Source organism: Sphingomonas sp. R86520, assembly GCF_042466285.1.
Lineage (GTDB): Bacteria > Pseudomonadota > Alphaproteobacteria > Sphingomonadales > Sphingomonadaceae > Sphingomonas.
Genome location: NZ_JAXHBZ010000004.1, coordinates 126122 through 143202 on the forward strand (window position 1 = coordinate 126122; position 17081 = coordinate 143202).

At 64.8% G+C, this 17081-nt stretch carries 17 protein-coding genes and 1 pseudogene; 9 read left to right on the forward strand and 9 right to left on the reverse strand.

Features of this window, described 5'->3' with window-relative positions; genetic code table 11:
• The first annotated feature begins 106 nt into the window (after positions 1-106).
• Positions 107-2377 (forward strand): heavy metal translocating P-type ATPase, encoded by a 2271-nt coding sequence (locus SJY41_RS22475; RefSeq protein ID WP_380784524.1) that lies wholly within the window; start codon positions 107-109, stop codon positions 2375-2377.
• The gene (locus SJY41_RS22480) at positions 2374-2757 is read left to right on the forward strand and encodes a MerR family DNA-binding protein (protein ID WP_267382074.1); all 384 of its coding nucleotides are present in this window, start codon (positions 2374-2376) and stop codon (positions 2755-2757) included. The genes SJY41_RS22475 and SJY41_RS22480 overlap by 4 nt, the downstream gene beginning before the upstream one ends.
• A gap of 214 nt (positions 2758-2971) precedes the next feature.
• On the opposite strand, the gene SJY41_RS22485 is transcribed toward SJY41_RS22480, so the two are convergent.
• From SJY41_RS22485 to SJY41_RS22515, 7 genes are all read right to left on the reverse strand, one after another.
• A complete protein-coding gene (locus SJY41_RS22485) occupies positions 2972-3658 on the reverse strand; it encodes a ZIP family metal transporter (protein ID WP_267382075.1) in 687 nt (228 codons plus the stop codon).
• Positions 3659-3668: 10 nt separating this feature from the next.
• A complete protein-coding gene (locus SJY41_RS22490) occupies positions 3669-3977 on the reverse strand; it encodes a hypothetical protein (RefSeq protein WP_267382076.1) in 309 nt (102 codons plus the stop codon).
• A 10-nt stretch (positions 3978-3987) separates the two neighbouring features.
• Positions 3988-7215 (reverse strand): efflux RND transporter permease subunit, encoded by a 3228-nt coding sequence (locus SJY41_RS22495; RefSeq protein WP_267382077.1) that lies wholly within the window; start codon positions 7213-7215, stop codon positions 3988-3990.
• 3 nt (positions 7216-7218) lie between these two features.
• Positions 7219-8391 carry an efflux RND transporter periplasmic adaptor subunit gene (locus SJY41_RS22500; protein WP_267382078.1) on the reverse strand — a complete coding sequence of 391 codons (1173 nt, stop codon included), beginning with the start codon at positions 8389-8391 and terminating at the stop codon, positions 7219-7221.
• A complete protein-coding gene (locus SJY41_RS22505) occupies positions 8388-9653 on the reverse strand; it encodes a TolC family protein (protein ID WP_380784525.1) in 1266 nt (421 codons plus the stop codon). The genes SJY41_RS22500 and SJY41_RS22505 overlap by 4 nt, the downstream gene beginning before the upstream one ends.
• A gap of 65 nt (positions 9654-9718) precedes the next feature.
• On the reverse strand, positions 9719-10084 hold the full coding sequence (locus SJY41_RS22510) for a hypothetical protein (protein WP_380784526.1): 366 nt from the start codon (positions 10082-10084) through the stop codon (positions 9719-9721).
• On the reverse strand, positions 10071-10733 hold the full coding sequence (locus SJY41_RS22515; protein WP_267382093.1) for a cation transporter: 663 nt from the start codon (positions 10731-10733) through the stop codon (positions 10071-10073). The genes SJY41_RS22510 and SJY41_RS22515 overlap by 14 nt, the downstream gene beginning before the upstream one ends.
• Before the next feature lie 69 nt (positions 10734-10802).
• Between SJY41_RS22515 and SJY41_RS22520 the strand changes: the two genes are divergently transcribed.
• Positions 10803-11207 carry a helix-turn-helix domain-containing protein gene (locus SJY41_RS22520; protein WP_267382082.1) on the forward strand — a complete coding sequence of 135 codons (405 nt, stop codon included), beginning with the start codon at positions 10803-10805 and terminating at the stop codon, positions 11205-11207.
• Positions 11208-11358: 151 nt separating this feature from the next.
• Here the strand turns inward: SJY41_RS22520 and SJY41_RS22525 are convergent, their stop codons facing one another.
• A complete protein-coding gene (locus SJY41_RS22525; protein ID WP_380784527.1) occupies positions 11359-12489 on the reverse strand; it encodes a nickel/cobalt efflux transporter in 1131 nt (376 codons plus the stop codon).
• 144 nt (positions 12490-12633) lie between these two features.
• Here SJY41_RS22525 and SJY41_RS22530 point away from each other — a divergent pair, with 144 nt between their 5' ends.
• From SJY41_RS22530 to arsH, 6 genes and pseudogenes are all read left to right on the forward strand, one after another.
• Positions 12634-12903 carry a metal-sensing transcriptional repressor gene (locus SJY41_RS22530; RefSeq protein WP_380784528.1) on the forward strand — a complete coding sequence of 90 codons (270 nt, stop codon included), beginning with the start codon at positions 12634-12636 and terminating at the stop codon, positions 12901-12903.
• Positions 12904-13051: 148 nt separating this feature from the next.
• Entirely contained in the window at positions 13052-13384 is a 333-nt protein-coding gene (locus SJY41_RS22535) for a helix-turn-helix transcriptional regulator (RefSeq protein ID WP_267382095.1), read from the forward strand.
• A gap of 11 nt (positions 13385-13395) precedes the next feature.
• The gene (arsC, locus tag SJY41_RS22540) at positions 13396-13824 is read left to right on the forward strand and encodes an arsenate reductase (glutaredoxin) (RefSeq protein ID WP_267382084.1); all 429 of its coding nucleotides are present in this window, start codon (positions 13396-13398) and stop codon (positions 13822-13824) included.
• Positions 13824-15110, forward strand: a complete 1287-nt coding sequence (locus tag SJY41_RS22545) for an arsenic transporter (RefSeq protein WP_267382085.1) — start codon at positions 13824-13826, stop codon at positions 15108-15110. The genes arsC and SJY41_RS22545 overlap by 1 nt, the downstream gene beginning before the upstream one ends.
• Positions 15111-15115: 5 nt before the next feature.
• Positions 15116-15541, forward strand: a complete 426-nt coding sequence (gene arsN2 / locus SJY41_RS22550; RefSeq protein WP_267382096.1) for an arsenic resistance N-acetyltransferase ArsN2 — start codon at positions 15116-15118, stop codon at positions 15539-15541.
• Positions 15541-16287, forward strand: a pseudogene (arsH, locus tag SJY41_RS22555) (arsenical resistance protein ArsH). Before arsN2 ends, arsH begins: the two are co-directional and overlap by 1 nt.
• A gap of 438 nt (positions 16288-16725) precedes the next feature.
• On the opposite strand, the gene SJY41_RS22560 reads toward arsH, so the two are convergent.
• Positions 16726-16992: an Abi family protein gene (locus SJY41_RS22560; protein WP_262827251.1), complete on the reverse strand. Its 267-nt coding sequence runs from the start codon at positions 16990-16992 to the stop codon at positions 16726-16728.
• Positions 16993-17081 lie beyond the last annotated feature (89 nt).

Below are 17081 nucleotides of genomic sequence, written 5' to 3' on the forward strand. Positions count from 1 at the left end.
TGAGGGGCCTCCCGAGACGGCGAAAAACGAAGAACATCACCCTCAGGCTGGAGGTTGCTGCGCTGGCGGCAAGGTCTCTGAAGGCGCAGCGACGGTTACGGACCCGGTGTGCGGGATGACGGTCGATCCGGCGAAAACGGCGCATCATGCCGAACACGCCAGCCAAACCTACCATTTTTGCAGCGCTGGTTGCCGGACCAAATTCGTCGCCAACCCTGACGCCTATCTCGGCGACAAGCCGAAGCCTGAGCCAACGGCGACGCCGGGGGCTATCTGGACGTGTCCCATGCACCCGCAAATCCGCCAGGAGGGACCGGGGACATGTCCGATTTGCGGCATGGCGCTCGAACCGGAAGAACCGTCGCTCGATGATGGGCCTAATCCGGAGCTGGTCGACTTCACGCGTCGGCTGTGGGTGGCGGGCGTGCTCGCCGTGCCGCTGCTGGCAATCTCGATGGTCGCCGAAATGCTCGGCATCCATGTCGTCAGTGCTGCCGCATCGCCTTGGGTACAGCTTGCGCTGAGCGCCCCGATCGTACTGTGGGCGGGCTTGCCGTTTTTCCAGCGGGGATGGACCTCGCTTCGCACCCGCCATCTCAATATGTTCACGCTGATATCTATCGGGGTCGGTGCAGCCTTCCTATACAGCCTGGTCGCGACGGTCGCGCCCGGCATCTTTCCGCCGACCTTCCGCATGCACGGCGGCGTGGTCCCGGTCTATTACGAGGCGGCCGGAGTGGTGGTAGCCTTGGTGCTGCTCGGACAGGTCCTCGAACTGCGTGCCAGAGCGGCAACAGGACGCGCGATCCGCGCCCTCATGGACCTTGCCCCCAAGACAGCGCGCCGACTGCGCGCAGACGGGTCCGAGGAAGAAGTCAGCCTTGCCGACGTGGCGGCCGGTGACCGGCTACGCGTTCGTCCCGGGGATGCCATCCCCGTCGACGGCGTGGTAATCGAAGGACGCTCCTCGGTCGATGAATCCATGCTCACTGGCGAGCCCGCCCCTGTCCTGAAGGAGGTCGAGGCGGCCGTCACGGGTGGTACGGTCAACGGCACGGGCAGCCTGGTCATGGAAGCGCGCGCGGTCGGGTCGGATACGATGCTGGCGCGGATCGTCCGCATGGTCGCGGACGCGCAGCGCAGCCGTGCGCCGATCCAGGCAGTCGCCGATCAGGTGTCTGGCTGGTTCGTGCCGTTGGTCGTGCTGGTTTCTATCGCGACGTTCGTGGTGTGGTCGCTGGTCGGTCCTGAGCCGCGCATGGGCCACGCCATGCTCAATGCCATTGCCGTGCTCGTCATCGCCTGCCCCTGCGCGCTGGGTCTCGCTACGCCCATGTCGATCATGGTCGGGACGGGCCGCGGGGCTCAAGCCGGCGTTCTGGTGAAGAACGCCGAAGCGCTACAGGGGCTAGAGAAAGTCGATACACTGGTCATCGACAAGACGGGAACGCTCACGGAAGGCAAGCCTAAGCTCATCGCGGTCCAGACGATCGGCGCCGTCATAGAGAACGACATGCTCGCCCTCGCTGCGGCCGTCGAAGGGCAATCGGAACACCCGCTCGCACACGCGATCGTCGTTGCCGTCAAGGATCGAGAATTGCAGCTCGGCACGGTCACGGACTTCGCCTCGCAAACCGGTCGAGGAGTCAGCGCCACGGTCGATGGCCGTTCGGTCGTGATCGGGAGCGCCGAGCAAATGAGCCGAATTGGCGCCGATCCCAAGGCGCTCGATGCCGATGCCGATCGTCATCGCGGCGAGGGTGCAGGCGTCATCCTGGTGGCGATCGACGGCGCTCTTGCCGGCTTGCTCGCGGTCGCCGATCCGGTGCGCGCCAACGCCAGAGAGGCAATCGCTGCGCTTCGCCAGCAGGGGCTTCGCGTCATCATGCTGACCGGTGACAATCAGACGACTGCCGATGCGGTCGGCCGCGCCGTCGGCGGACTCGACGACGTGCGCGCCGGTCTGCGCCCGGAGGACAAGGCGCGTATCATCGGCGAACTGAAAGCGTCCGGTGCCAAGGTCGCGATGGCCGGCGACGGAATCAACGATGCGCCCGCTTTGGCGGCTGCCGATGTGGGCCTCGCGATGGGCACGGGAACAGACGTAGCGATCGAAAGTGCCGGCATAACGCTCACGCGCGGCGATCTGTCGGCGATCGTGCGAGCGCGGAAGCTCGCCCAGGCGACGATGCGGAACATCCGCCAGAACCTGTTCTTTTCGTTCCTGTTCAACGGGATCGGCGTGCCGGTCGCGGCCGGGGTGCTCTACCCCGTGGCGGGCATCCTCCTCTCGCCGATGCTGGCCGGCGCGGCGATGGCGCTCTCGTCCCTCACCGTGGTCCTCAACGCGCTGCGGTTGAACACGGTGAAGCTATGAACATCGGGGCGGCATCGGATGCCAGCGGCGTCTCGCAGCGCATGATCCGCCATTACGAGAAGATCGGTCTCGTGCCCGCGCCGCCCCGGCGTGGGAGTTACCGCGACTATGCCGACCCCGACGTTCACCGCCTTCGCTTCATTGCCAACGCGCGTGACCTCGGGTTTCCGATCGAGGAAATTAGGACACTGCTCGGGCTGTGGTCCGATCGCAGCCGATCCCGCAGTGAAGTCAAAATGCTAGCGCAAGCGCGCGCTGATGAACTCGGGCGTAAGGCGGCTGCGCTCGAAGATATGCGATCGACGCTGCTGGAATTGGTGAACCGCTGCCACGGAGACGATCGACCGGACTGCCCGATTCTTCGCCGCATGGAAGCATGAGGTCGCGCCGAGTCGCTAGGGCGACGAGCAACGCCGTCCCGCCACGGTCGTTGCGAAGAGCGAAGCGTGATCCGCAGCGACGCTGCCCGGCCGCGGATCGCGTCCATCGTTCGTCCCATCTCGCGCGCGATCTCACCGATGGTCTGCTTGGCCGCCACGCGCCGGCGTAGCTCGGCGTCGGTCTCGGCGGTCCAGCGTGTGCCAAGCCGACCGGTCAGCTCAATATCTCCTCGATCAGGAGGAGCCCCAAAAAGCCGATAAAGAACATGGCGCTGATGAGTGGGGTATCAGGCTTCTCGTGCGCCTCGACCAACAGCTCCTCGGTGACGAGGTAGAGCAAAGCCATCAGCCCGAAACTCAGAAACCCAGCGATGACGACGGGCGAGAGTAGTGCAACGGGTGTTGCCAGCGCCGCACCAATCGGGAGCAGCAGCGCGATCCCCACTGTGATGACGACGATGCGGGCCTTTGACCGGATCGTTTCACCGAGTTCGGTCGTCACGGTCAATCCGAGGAACAGCACCTCGAGCGTCAAGGCGATGGTGAGCAATATGCCCGCCTTGCCGCCGGCGACGAACGCCAGCCCTAGCACCAGTCCATCGATCAGGATGTCGACGCCGACTGCGCCGAGCATCGCTATAGGCCCCTTGGCCCGACCCTCGATGGCTTTCAATGAAAGCATGACGATGATGCCGATCGCCCCCCCGATGAAGGTCGCGATGGGCGAGCCTTCGTGCATCACCTGCGGAAGGATCTCGACTGCCGCTGCGGCGAACACCACGCCTGCCGCCAGATGCTGCATCGCGCTTACGACGGCTTCGCTCGGTCGTCTGGTAACGGCAACCAGCGAACCGAGCAGTACGGCCGCGACCGGGATCAGGGTGAAAACTATTGCCTGCATGTCGGGAGCCTCAAACGGTCTTGTCGGATTCGAGCGCGCACGGCGTACCCGGGTCGGTCTCGATCTGGATCGTCGCGTGGTCGATCCCGAACTTTTCCTTCAGATCTGCCGCGACGCCGGCCGTGTAGGCGTCGCCGGGATGCGATGCCGTAACCGGCCTCGATGATGACGAAGCCGAGATTAGGGCTGTGCCGATCGCGAACGCCTTGCCGAAGCTCTTGGGGGCATGGCTGTGCCCATGCTCCCCGTGAGCGTGGCCGTGATCGTGATTACCCGGTTCGCTATGGTCATGGGCGTTTCCGCCCGCATGATCGTGCATGATCTGTCTTTCAGTGTGCCGGAGCAGGCAGCGGAGGCAGTTCGAGATGGCCGTCCGACGATGCCGGCAGCGTGCGCGCGCCGAAGCGGGCGTAGAGCGTCGGCAACACGAACAGCGTCAGAAGGGTCGCGGAGATCAGACCGCCGATGACGACGGTCGCGAGGGGCTTCTGCACCTCGGCACCGGCACCGTGTCCCAGCGCCATCGGGACGAACCCGAGCGACGCGACCAGCGCGGTCATGGCAACCGGCCTGAGCCTGGCTAGCGCCCCTTGGTGCGCCGCCACGGCCCGTTCCACGCCGTCGCGCATCAGGTCGTGGATGGAGGACACCATCACCAACCCGTTGAGGACTGCGATACCCGAGAGCGCGATGAAGCCCACGGCTGCGGAAATGGAGAACGGCATTCCTCGCAGCACCAGCGCCAGCACACCACCCACCAGCGCCAAGGGCACGCCGGTGAATACGATCAGCGCGTCCCGTACCGAGCCTAACGCCCCGTAGAGCAGCAGCATGATGACGGCGAAGCAGATCGGGACGACGATCGCCAGCCTGTCGCGCGCGGATGCCAGATTCTCGAACTGGCCACCCCATTCGAGATAGGTGCCCGGGGGCAGCTTCACCTTGGCGTCGATCGCAGCGCGTGCGTCCGCGACGACACCCGCCACATCGCGGTCGCGGACGTTCGCCTGCACCACGACACGCCGCTTTCCGTTCTCCCGGCTGATCTGGTTGGGACCGTCAACGACGGCAATATCCGCGACCGTCGACAGCGGCGCGAAACCGCCGGCTGCGGTCGGCACGGGCACCTGGGCGACCGCGGTCAGATCGGATCGTGCGCTTTCCGCCATGCGGATTACGACGGGGAAGCGGCGATCTCCTTCGAAGATGACGCCAGCCTGACGTCCCCCGATCGCAGCGGCAACCGTGTCCTGTACGTCGCCGGCGGTCACCCCGACCCGCGACATAGCGGTGCGGTTGGGACGGATGTCGAGCATCGGCAGACCTTCGGTTTGCTCGACCCGGACGTCTGCGGCGCCGCGTGTCCCGCGCAGGATGCCGGCAATGCGATTTGCGGTCGCGTTCATCTCGCCGAAGTCGTCGCCGAACACCTTGATCGCGATATCGCCGCGTACGCCGGCGATCAGTTCGTTGAAGCGCATCTGGATGGGCTGGGTGATCTCATAAGCGTTGCCCGGCAGGGTGGAGAGACGCTTTTCCAACTGCTCGACCAGCGCCTCCTTGGACAGACCAGGGTCAGGCCATTCCGTCTTCGGTTTCAGGATGACGAACGTGTCGGTCGCGTTCGCCGGCATCGGATCGGACGCGATCTCGGACGTGCCGGTGCGCGAAAAAGCGAACCGGACTTGCGGCGCCTTGGCGAGTGCCTTTTCAACCTGGAATTGCATGGCCTGGCTCTGGTCGACCGACGTGCCCGGGATGCGGACCGCCTGTACGAGGATATTGCCTTCATCGAGCTGGGGCAGGAACTCCTGGCCCAGGGTGGTGAAGGCGACACCGGCAAGCGCGAGCGCGCCGACCGCGACACCGATGGTGAGGCTCGGCCGGCGCATGGCCGCGCCGAGTCCCGGTTCGTAGCGTCGCCGCAGGAATGCGACGATGTGGCTTTCCTTCTCCTCGACCCGCTTGCTGAGCCAGATGGCGATGGCTGCGGGCACGAAGGTCAGCGACAGGATGAAGGCGAAGACGAGCGCGATGATGACGGTCAACGCCATCGGCTCAAACATCTTGCCTTCGACGCCGGAGAAGGTGAGGAGCGGCGCATAGACGAGGATGATGATCGCCTGCCCGTAGACGGACGGGCGGATCATCTCGCGGGCGGACGCGGCGACTAAACCGAGCCGCTGTTCCATCGTCAGCTCGCCGTCGCGGCCGTGCTGCGCCTCGGCGAGACGGCGGAGCGCATTCTCCACGATGATAACGGCGCCGTCGACGATCAGGCCGAAGTCGAGCGCACCGAGGCTCATCAGATTGGCGGAAACTCCGGCTTTCAGCATGCCGATGCTGGTGAGCAGCATCGTGATCGGGATAACGAATGCAGCGATCAGTGCCGCCCGGAAATTGCCGAGCAGCGCGAACAGGACGACGATGACCAGAACCGCGCCTTCGGCGAGGTTGCGGGCAACCGTAGCAATGGTGGAGTTTACCAGTTCGGTCCGGTTCATCACCGGCTTCACCACCACATCGACCGGCAAGGATCGGCCGATCTGGGTCAGCCGCTCGGCCACGCCCGTCGATACGGTACGGCTGTTCTCCCCGATCCGCATTACCGCCGTCCCGACCACGACTTCATGGCCGTTCTCGGACGCGGACCCCATGCGGAGCCCCTGCCCAGTGCGCACGGTCGCGATCTGGTTGAGCAGGATCGGCACGCCCTCGCGCGTGGCAATGACGGTGCGGGCGAGTTCGTCGGCGTTGCGCACACGTCCGTCCGAGCGGACGGCAAGCCCTTCACCGTTGCGGTTGACGACACCAGCGCCGGCGCTGGTGTTGTTGCGCTCGAGCGCGGTCGACAGATCCTGCAGCGTGAGGCGCATCGCCGCCATCCGCTGGACGTCGGGAACGACGAGATATTCCTTGGTGTAGCCGCCAAGGGAGTCGACGCCAGCCAGGCCCGCCGTGCTCTTGAGCTGCGGCGTGACGATCCAGTCCTGTACGGTACGCAGGTAAGTCGCCTTGTCAGCATCGCTGACGAGGTGATCGCCTTCCGGGGTGATGTAGCTGCCGTCGCGTTGCAGGCCGGGTTCGCCGTTACGGTGACGAGTCTGATCCAGCTCGCGATATTCGACCGTCCACATGAAGATATCGCCGAGACCGGTCGCGATAGGCCCCATCTCGGGATTCACCCCCTGCGGAAGGTTTTCCTGGGCGGAGCGCAGGCGCTCGGCGACCTGCGCCCGTGCAAAGAAGATATCGGTCTTTTCTGAGAAGACCGCCGTGACCTGGGCGAAGCCGTTGCGGCTGAGCGACCGGGTATAGTCGAGTCCGGGGATGCCTGCGAGCGACGTCTCGACGGTGAACGCGACCTGCTTTTCGATCTGATCCGGGGAAAGAGCAGGGGCAACGATATTGATCTGCACCTGATTGTTGGTGATGTCTGGCACGGCGTCGATCGGAAGCTGGCGCAGCGCGCCGATCCCGACCAATGCCGCGGCGACGGTGAAAAGCAGAACCAGCCAGCGCTTTTCGACGGACAGGGTGACGATTCTACCGATCATGGCTCAGTCCTCGTCCTTGGCTGCACTTTTGCCGAGTTCGGCCTTGAGCGTGAAGCTGTTGGTGGAGGCGATCCGCTCGGAGCCGGTGAGGCCCGATGTCACTACGACCTGACCACCGTTGGTCCGGCCCAATGTCACGGGCATCGCGCGGAATCCTGTCGGGGTCCGGACGAAAACGAACGACTTGTCCTCGATCATTTGCACCGCGGCCGAAGGCACGGCGACGGTGCGGTCGCCGCCTGAAGGCACGAGGATCGACACGTTGACCGTCTCGCCGACCCGCCAGGTGCTGCCGGCGTTATCGAGCGTCGCGATCACAGGCACCAGCCGGGTCGTCTCGTCCAGCACGGGCGAGACAAACGTCACCCGACCCTCCTGACGCCGACCGGGGGCCGTGACCTCGACGCGCGCGCCGGGCTTCACCCGGCCTGCATCATTCGGCACCAGCGACGTTGTGACGGTGACTTTCGAAAGATTGGCGACGCGGAACAGTTCGGCGTCGGCCGCGACCGTCTGCCCGAGCGTGGCGGACCGTGCGATGACCTGACCGCCGATCGGAGAGCGCACCGCAATGCGGTTAAGCGCACCGCCCCCGCTCCCGGTCGCAGACAACTGCTGTTGCGCCAGGCGCAGTGCGATACCGGCTTCCGTCGCAGCGGTCCGCGCGGCGACAAGATCCTGTTCGGGCGAGACGCGCTCGGCGAACAGGCGCTGTTCGCGGCGCAGGTTGGACCCGGCGAGGGCGGCACGTGCGCGCGCTGCCTCGACTTCGGCCTTGAGCGATGCTGCTTCCCGGCTCTCGATAATCGCGAGCGGATCGCCGCGGCTGACGGATTGGCCGAGATTGCGGGTGAGCGAGACGAGGCGCCCTCCGACCGAGGCCGACACGACCTGTACGCCCTGTGGATCGCCTTCGATCGTCGCGGACAGCTCGATCGCGCCGGCTTCGCCGCCCACGGTCGGGCGCGTTACTTCGATCCCGGCATCCGCGATCTGCGGCGCGGATAAGGTGACGACATCCTTGGCCGCTTCCTTGGTTTCGCCGGCTTCGGTTTTCTCCGTCTTTTCAGCTCCGGCTTTCTCGCCGGCTTCGCCGTTGCTGGCGCCACTACCGCAGCCCGCAAGGATGAGAGCAAGGGTCACGGGTGCAAGCGCCCGGATGATGATCTTCGTCATTGATTGGTGTCCTCGAACGAGGGCGCGGCGGCTACGAGCCGTTGGAGGCGTGCCTTCGCGTCATGATAGGTGGCGAGCGCGTCGATCGCGGCGGTTCGCGTTTCGGACAAGGTCCGCTCGGCATCGAGAAGGTCGAGCTGGCCGAACTTGCCTTCGCGGTAGCCGATCCGGGCGATCCGCGCGGCCTCGGTTGCCGACGCGAGCGCCGGTCCGCTCGCATTGCGGGCGGACGTGGCCGCATTCGCCACCTCGACTTGGGCGCGTGCGATATCCTGTGCTGTATCCAGCTCGGCTACACGTCGAAACGCCTGCGCCTGATCGCTCTGGGCGCGGGCCTGGGCAACGGCCGCCTTCCCGTTGTTGAAGACGGGGAAGGGGATCGACACCCCGAATACTGCCGCGACGTCGTTGGTCGCCTCGAGACGACGCGCGCTGGCGCTAAGCGTCACGTCGGGGACGCGCTGGGAGCGTGCGAGCCGCACCTGTGCTTCGGCTGTGGTCGCGTCCGCGCGCGCGGCGGCAAGAGCAAGCGTACCAGCGGTCGCAATCGGCTGCGCCGGACCATAGCCCTCGACGCGATCAAACCACGCCATATCGAGGGCGCCGGTGACGGGTTGGCCGATGCGGCGCGTCAGGTTCTCGCGTGTGACGTCTGCGAGACGCTGCGCGCGCTCGACGGCGGTTTCGGCATTGATGCGCAGCACGTCGGCTCGCTGCTGTTCGAGGGGCGACGCCCGCCCCGCCTGCACGCGGACGCCGGCTGCGCGCAGCGCTTCCCGGGCGATGCCGGCCTGCTCACGCGCCGTGACGAGGCGACGGTCGGCGGCCGTCGCTTCGATGTAGAGTTGCGTGACGGCAAGCCGTAGATCGGCTTCGGCCAAGGCAGAGCCGATCCGGGCGCGGCTACCGAGCGCGTCGGCGACTGCGATCCGTGCGGACCGCTTGCCCCCAAGCTCGATAGGGAACGCCAGGCCTGCCGTTGTCTCAGCGCTGCGCACCCCGCGATATTGGCCGCTGCCCGCGACGTTTTCGGTTTCCGCGACGATCGAGGGGTTGGGGCGATAGCCCGCAACGGTGCGACCCGCCTCTGCCGCCCGGACCCCGGCCGTCGCCGCGTCTAGCGCCGGCGCGGTCGCCCCGGCGAGCGCCAGCGCCTGTTCGAGCGTAAGAGTTGGACCGGTCGATATCGGTTCGGAGGATTGCGCCTGCGCGATCGACGCGCACGACGCCACGGCCAATAGGGCCGCGATTAAACGCTGCATGGGTAAGGATCTCCTGACAAACACTGGAATCCGCGCGGGTTTGCCGGGCGGAGCTTATACGTCGGTCAGGCTTGGGGAGGTCGCAGCGCCGGGTCCGACGGCGCCATCGTCATCGGACCATTGTTCCAAACTGAGGGCATTACGCGCAGATCCGTAGCGGATGCGACTGCATCAGATGCCATCGGAACGCCGATATCATGGCCATGGCATCCGCCATGATGATGGGGATAGCCCTTCTGGCTGTCCGCCGGCACCTGGTCGCCATCGCCATTGGCATGGCCGATCGACGTAGAGGCAGATACTTCCACGGCCGGCCCCTCGGCCGCGTGCGCGACCGATCCAAACCCGAGCGACAGCGCGAGCATCAGACAGAGGAAGAAAGCGGACAGGCGCTGCATCGGCCCGGCTCGTAGCAGCTTACCGATTGCCATGTAATGATCCTTGGAAATCGGCGGGCGCGGATCGCGGGTAAGACCGCAACTCGGAACGGGCCTGTCGCATGATCTGGAAGCCGCCAGCCAGTCCCAGCGTCGCCATCAGCGCTGCGACAACAAGGTCGGGCCACGCACTGTTCAGGCCGAACACGCCGCATGCGGCCAGGACGACGGCGATGTTGCCGATCGCGTCGTTGCGCGAGCAAATCCAGACTGATCGCATGTTCGCATCACCGCTGCGGAAGCGGTAGAGCATCACTGCCACCACGAGGTTCGCGATCAAAGCCACGATGCCGACGATGCCCATCATCTCGGCATGCGGCACAGTTCCGTGAACCGCCGCCCATCCTGCCGCGATCAGAACATAGAGACCAAGTAGCGCAAGAGTCGCACCTTTCAGGACCGCCGCGCGGGCGCGCCAGGCGAGGGCCATACCTGCGACGCCCAGACTGATCGCGTAGTTCGCCGTATCGCCGAAGAAATCGAGGGCGTCGGCCTGAAGCGCCTTCGAGCCGCCTGTGATGCCGGCGACGATTTCAACTCCGAACATGGTGCCGTTGATCGCAAGCGCAATCCAAAGCGCACGCCGCCATTTTGGGTCGTTGAAGGTGCCCGTCTTGTCGGACGCGCAACTCGTACAGGCCATGTTCGCCACCTCGATAGAATTGATCTGGCAGCCTATATGCACCCTCTAGTCGCTAGAGGGTCAAGCGCCATGTCCGAAAAACTGACGATTGGGAAGCTGGCCGGCGCAACCGGCACCAAGGTCGAGACGATCCGCTATTATGAGCAGATCGGTCTGCTCCCGGCTCCCGCGCGATCGGCAGCGAACTACCGGACGTATGACACCGCGCATCTTCGTCGCCTGTCATTCATTCGACGCGCGCGGGATCTAGGATTCTCGATTGACCAAGTGCGGGAATTGATGGGGCTTGCCGATCGGCGCGACCAATCCTGCATGGCCGTCGACGTTATTGCCAACCAACACCGCGACGCCATTACGCGCAAGATCGCCGACCTGACGGCTCTGGCAGGCGAACTGGATACGCTGATCGATTCCTGTAGCCGCAACACCGTTGCTGATTGCCGGATCATCGAAGCCTTGGCGCCGACCGTCTAGGCAAGCACCGACCGCTACTGCTCCGCGAAAAGACAACGCCCTATGCGGGGCGGGGCCCAGGCAACACGTCGTTTCCGACGATCGCTAATGGCGCACCCGGTCCTCGCAATCGGCCACTGGTCGTCACGCCTGCGGCACTCGGTTGAGCTTATTAGATCGCACCAATACGGCTGAGACCACTTAGACCGGAATAGGCCATATAGCCGGCGATTACGAGCATAAGGCCGGCCGATGCGTACGGTGCCTTGCGCGCGAAATCGCCGAAGCCGGACCAGCGCTTTTGGATCTGGTTGACGCTGAGCGCGGCGATCACACCGGCGCTGACCATCGTCACCGCCAAGCCGACGCTGAACGCGCTGACCAAAACGACACCAAGCGAGAGGCGCTTGAGTTGGAGGCAGAGCAGGAGAACGGTGACGGCTGCGGGGCAGGGGATAAGCCCGCCCGTGAGGCCAAACAGCGCGATCTGGCCGGTCGTCACCTTCCGGTCGGCGAAACGGCGACTGATGTCGGAGGCATGGGCGCGCTCGTGCGCGTCCATGTAGGCGTTGTCGCCTAAAACCTTGAGGCCATCGCTCGGCGCTGCGTGGTCATGTTCGTGTTCGTGTTCGGCGAATGTGAGATCGTAGTCGTGGCTATGACCGCCATGCCCGAGCGACACCCGTGCCGCGAACGCGTGCGGCTCCGGTATTTCTTCGACGCTCTCAAGGAAATCGCCACGATCGACGAAGCGGAAGGTCTGCGACCGTCCCTCGTCGCGGGTCGTGGTGACGGTCACGTCATCCGCCTTCCAACCGCCCTTGCCGAAGTGCGCGCGCCAGCGAGGCGGTACGCCGTCCTCGAAGATTTCGAGACGCATCATGCCGTGGCCGGTATCGATTGAGCGGACCTCATCCTCGCCGTGATGATGATGGTGATCGTGCGCGGCCTCCGCCTTCTGGTCCGCACGCGTGCGCCAGACCATCCAGAGGCCGATGCCGAGCACCATAACCGCGGAACCAAGCAATAGGTAAGGCTCGGTCGTCTCGGTGTTGATGCCGCGGCCAAGATACTGTCCGCCGAGCGCAATCCCCCAAACGATCGCAGTATGCGACAAGGCCGCGCAAAGACCGAGCAACACGGCTTGGCCAACCGTGCCGCGCACCGCGATAATGAACGCGGCCATCATCGTCTTGGAATGACCGGGCTCCAAACCATGCAACGCGCCCAGCAGTAACGCGCTCGGAATGAACAGCCATAGGTTCGTACTGCCCTGCTGAATAAGGTCTGCAAACGAGGTCATCATGCTTCCCGATGTTTCAAAACACCCAAACGATAGCTGTGCCTGGGTGCCGAGGTCGGCCTCCTATATCCCCCAGGGGGATACAGTATATCCCCCTGGGGGGATGCTCGACAATCGTTCAAGGAATGTCCTACATGGGGTGACATGGCCCACAGCGATCATTCCAATCATCCTGCGATCATCAAGCGCCTGAACCGTGCGAACGGCCACCTTCGGAGCATCGTCAGCATGATCGAGGAGGAGCGCCCGTGCGTCGACATCGCGCAGCAGCTTCAGGCGGTCGAAAATGCGATCGCCAGCGCCAAGCGCGCGCTGATCAACGACCATATCGATCATTGCCTTGTCCACGCGGAAGAGGGCGAAGGGACCAAGGCCGCGGTGGAACAGTTTAGAGCAATCTCGAAATATTGGTGACACGGCTCAAAACGAAGCCGAACGTCACCACCACCAGCGATCTCGTCCTTCTGCAGCTTCGATGATTCCCCTGCATCGCCGGTAGCGGCTCGTGCCGAATGTCACGGCAAACACTTTCACTGCCGTTGATATCCGCTATGCTGGATATATGGAAAACGAATCGGCAATCTCCGCACTCGGTGCGCTCGCACAAGGTACACGTCTAGACGTGTTTCGCCTGTTGGTGCGCCACGAGCCGGATGGCTTGGCGGCGGGCGAAATTGCCCGCCAGCTCGACGTGCCGCAAAATACCATGTCCGCACACCTCGGCATTCTGGCCCGTGGCGGACTGGTACGATCCGAACGGCATAGCCGCTCGATCATCTACCGGGCCGATCTCGACGGCCTGCGCGCGCTCACGCTGTTCCTCGTCAAGGATTGCTGCGCCGGCAATGCGGAACTGTGCGCTCCGCTGATCGCCGAGCTTACCCCTTGCTGCTGAAAGGACGCCCCTTGGCCGTCGATATCGTCGTCTATCACAACCCCGAATGCGGCACGTCGCGCAACACCCTTGGCCTGATCCGCAATGCCGGCATCGAGCCGCATGTCGTGGAGTATCTGAAAACCCCGCCCTCGCGCGCGTTGCTGGTCGAGCTGATCGAGCGCGCCGGGATCACGCCCCGCGAGCTGCTGCGCGAGAAGGGCACGCCCTATGCGGAGTTGGGCTTGGGCGACACGTCGCTGTCCGATGATGCGCTGGTCGACGCAATGATGGCGCATCCGGTCCTTATCAACCGGCCGCTGGTCGTTTCGCCGCTCGGCGTAAAGCTCTGCCGGCCGTCCGAAGCCGTGCTCGATCTGCTGCCGGACGATCAGCTCGGCGCATTCGCGAAGGAAGACGGACAACAGGTGGTCGAAGCCGCGGGACAGCGCGTCGCCTGATGCTCCTTGCCGTCCTGATCTTCGTCGCCACGATCGCGCTCGTCATTTGGCAACCCAAGGGCCTCGGCATCGGGTGGAGCGCGATGGGTGGTGCCATCGTGGCGCTGCTTGCGGGCGTAGTCACGCTGTCCGACGTGCCGGTAGTGTGGGGCATCGTCTGGAACGCGACGGCTGCGTTCGTTGCAATTATCGTCATAAGCCTGCTGCTCGATGAAGCCGGTTTCTTCGAATGGGCGGCGCTGCATGTCGCGCGCTGGGGGAGGGGGCATGGTCGCCGGCTGTTCGTTCTGATCGTGCTGCTCGGCGCGGCGGTGTCCGCGCTGTTCGCCAACGATGGCGCGGCGCTGATCCTGACGCCGATCGTCATCGCCATGCTGAGGGCGCTGGGCTTCAAGGACAAGGCGACGCTGGCGTTCGTCATGGCGGCCGGGTTCATCGCCGACACGGCCAGCCTGCCACTGGTCGTGTCGAACCTCGTCAACATCGTGTCGGCCGACTTCTTCAAGATCGGCTTCGGCACATATGCGTCCGTGATGGTGCCGGTCGATCTGGTGTCGATCGCCGCAACGCTGGGCGCGCTGCTGCTTTTCTTCCGGCGCGACCTCCCAGACAACTATGACGCAGGCGCGCTGCGCGCGCCCCGCGAAGCGATCCGTGACGTCGCGACCTTCCGCGCCGGATGGATCGTGTTGGCGCTGTTGCTCGCCGGCTTCTTCCTGCTCGAACCGTTTGGCGTGCCGGTCAGCGCCGTCGCCGCTGCCGGCGCGATCCTCCTGCTGGTAATCGCGGCGCGGGGCCAAGTGATCCAGACCGGCAAGGTGCTGCGCGGCGCGCCGTGGCAGGTCGTGATCTTTTCTCTCGGCATGTACCTGGTCGTCTACGGACTGCGAAACGCGGGTCTGACCGACCATCTGGCGGTGCTGCTCGATCGCACCGCTCAAGGCGGCGTGTGGGGCGCCGCATTCGGCACAGGCGTGATCGCGGCCGTCCTGTCGTCGGTGATGAACAACATGCCGACCGTGCTGGTGGGCGCGCTGTCGATCGACGCGGCCCATGCCACGGGGGCGGTGAAGGAAGCGATGATCTATGCCAACGTCATCGGCTGCGATCTCGGTCCCAAGCTGACGCCGATCGGCTCGCTTGCGACTCTTCTGTGGCTTCATGTTCTTGGCCAAAAGGGCGTGCGGATCGGATGGGGCTATTACTTCCGGGTCGGTGTCACGCTGACGGTGCCGGTGCTGCTCATTACGCTGGCGGCGCTCGCGATCAGGATCAGCGTCGCGTGACGAGAATGGCAGCCTCGTTGCTCGATCCGGGCGAGCTCGCCGGGTTGGCATGGTGTCTCGACGCCGCGAACCTGCCGAGCGCCGATCTTGCCGATCCTGGCCGCGTGTTCTTCCGGTTCGAGGCGGATAGCCTCGTCGGTTATGGCGGCCTCGAGGGGGAGGGGGCCGACCGCCTGCTCCGCTCGATTGTCATCCTCGCCGATCGCCGCGGGCATGGCCTGGGGCAGGCGTTGGTCGCCTCCCTCGAACAACAGGCCCGCAACCTCCGTGTGGAGCGCCTGCATCTGCTGACGACAACGGTTGCACCGTTCTTCCGAGCGCTAGGCTATGCCGACGCCGATCGCGGTGCCGCTCCCCAAGCCGTCGCCGCACCGCGCGAGTTTACCGCGCTGTGCCCCGCATCGGCCGCCTATCTCGTGAAAGCTCTCTGATGCCGCTCCGCACGCTCCACGATCCCGACACCTTGCCGGCGCTTGATCCTGCCTATGCCATCCAGCGGCCGGCCCTGGGGCTCGGATCGCTCGATCCCGCGCCGCGTATCCTGTTGCTCTAAGGTAGCTTACGCGAACGGTCCTTTTCCCGGCTGTGCGTCGAAGAAGCGGCGCGCCTGCTCCGCTTCTTCGGGTGTGAAACGCGCATCTTCGATCCTTCCACCCTGCCGCTCCCTGACCAACACGCCGGCGACGATCATCCGGCTGTCCACGAGCTGCGAGAGTTGTCGCTATGGTCGGAAGGACAGGTGTGGTGCAGCCCCGAACGGCACGGCCAGATTACGGGTATCATGAAGCTGCAGATCGATCATCTGCCGCTGTCGATGGGCAGGATGCGACCGACCCAGGGGCGCACGCTGGCAGTCATGCAGGTGTCGGCGGGGTCGCAGTCGTTCAACAGCGTCAACACGCTGCGCGTGCTGGGCCGCTGGATGAGGATGGTCACGATCCCGAACCAGTCGAGCGTCGCCAAGACGTTCAACGAGTTCGACGATGCCGGGCGCATGAAACCGTCCAGCTACTATGACCGGATCGTCGACGTGATGGAGGAACTGGTGCGGTTCACGGTGCTGCTGCGCCCTCATGCGGTCCAGCTCGTCGATCGCTACTCGGAACGGAAGGAAGCCGGCGTGCCGATCGACACGGCGACGGATCTGTCGAGCGTTGCGACCGCCCCCCAAGGATAGCCTGACAGATTTCAGCGCTAGTCGACGTCAAAGCTGACGACGCTCGGCGAGCAGCCGCTTGGTGGTCCCTGCGCTGGCGGGCCTCCGGGGCGGGGTGCGGCGCATGACGGGCTCAGTGCCGCGCATGCGCGCGGGGCGATAGGTGTGCCACGTGGCACACCTCACGGGAGGATCGTCATCCGTCAGGGCTGAGACGCCGGTGCGGTGGCTCGGTTGGCAGAAACGTGCCGATAAAGCCGGCTCCGGCGGAGTCGTGCCGCAAGCCCCTTAAATCAGGCCAGATCGCTTCTGCGTCCCAGCCGGCCAAGAAACCGCTTTGGAAGAGACTTGCGAACGGCATCGTAGGGAACGCTTGCCAGTGCGCCTTCATGCGGGACGGCCAGAATGTCCCGGGATTGATCCGCCTGACGAAGCAGCTGGCCACGGCCACGACACCATTTACACGCGTGCGCCGCTCCAGATCGCCATCAATATGCACGAGCTGCGGTGCCTCGAACGGCTTGCGCTCCAACGGCTAATGATGCCTGCGTTCCACAGACGGGCATGATGCGCGCTGATGTTGCGCACGAACGCGAGCGTCTTGATCCAGCTCACCAGCGTGTTGGGAAGAAGGCCGTAGCGCTTGCCGGTGGCGGCACGATCGTTGGGATGCGCCATCTCGAGCAACCAGGACAAGGTCTCGAAATTCCATGCCTCGACTGCCATTCATATCGGCACGACCAAGCCGCGCGGTTTGAGAAGCGCGATCTGATCGGCGAAACTAAGGAGAGGGCGTGGTATAGGGCGCAAGCATC

Excerpts from the sequence above, each read along its gene's own strand:
- SJY41_RS22480 (WP_267382074.1), top strand. The coding sequence starts at position 2,374 with ATGAACATCGGGGCGGCATCGGATGCCAGCGGCGTCTCGCAGCGCATG.
- SJY41_RS22485 (WP_267382075.1), bottom strand. The coding sequence starts at position 3,658 with ATGCAGGCAATAGTTTTCACCCTGATCCCGGTCGCGGCCGTACTGCTC.
- SJY41_RS22490 (WP_267382076.1), bottom strand. The coding sequence starts at position 3,977 with ATGCACGATCATGCGGGCGGAAACGCCCATGACCATAGCGAACCGGGT.
- SJY41_RS22495 (WP_267382077.1), bottom strand. The coding sequence starts at position 7,215 with ATGATCGGTAGAATCGTCACCCTGTCCGTCGAAAAGCGCTGGCTGGTT.
- SJY41_RS22500 (WP_267382078.1), bottom strand. The coding sequence starts at position 8,391 with ATGACGAAGATCATCATCCGGGCGCTTGCACCCGTGACCCTTGCTCTC.
- SJY41_RS22505 (WP_380784525.1), bottom strand. The coding sequence starts at position 9,653 with ATGCAGCGTTTAATCGCGGCCCTATTGGCCGTGGCGTCGTGCGCGTCG.
- SJY41_RS22510 (WP_380784526.1), bottom strand. The coding sequence starts at position 10,084 with ATGGCAATCGGTAAGCTGCTACGAGCCGGGCCGATGCAGCGCCTGTCC.
- SJY41_RS22515 (WP_267382093.1), bottom strand. The coding sequence starts at position 10,733 with ATGGCCTGTACGAGTTGCGCGTCCGACAAGACGGGCACCTTCAACGAC.
- SJY41_RS22520 (WP_267382082.1), top strand. The coding sequence starts at position 10,803 with ATGTCCGAAAAACTGACGATTGGGAAGCTGGCCGGCGCAACCGGCACC.
- SJY41_RS22525 (WP_380784527.1), bottom strand. The coding sequence starts at position 12,489 with ATGACCTCGTTTGCAGACCTTATTCAGCAGGGCAGTACGAACCTATGG.
- SJY41_RS22530 (WP_380784528.1), top strand. The coding sequence starts at position 12,634 with ATGGCCCACAGCGATCATTCCAATCATCCTGCGATCATCAAGCGCCTG.
- SJY41_RS22535 (WP_267382095.1), top strand. The coding sequence starts at position 13,052 with ATGGAAAACGAATCGGCAATCTCCGCACTCGGTGCGCTCGCACAAGGT.
- SJY41_RS22545 (WP_267382085.1), top strand. The coding sequence starts at position 13,824 with ATGCTCCTTGCCGTCCTGATCTTCGTCGCCACGATCGCGCTCGTCATT.
- arsN2 (WP_267382096.1), top strand. The coding sequence starts at position 15,116 with ATGGCAGCCTCGTTGCTCGATCCGGGCGAGCTCGCCGGGTTGGCATGG.
- SJY41_RS22560 (WP_262827251.1), bottom strand. The coding sequence starts at position 16,992 with ATGGCAGTCGAGGCATGGAATTTCGAGACCTTGTCCTGGTTGCTCGAG.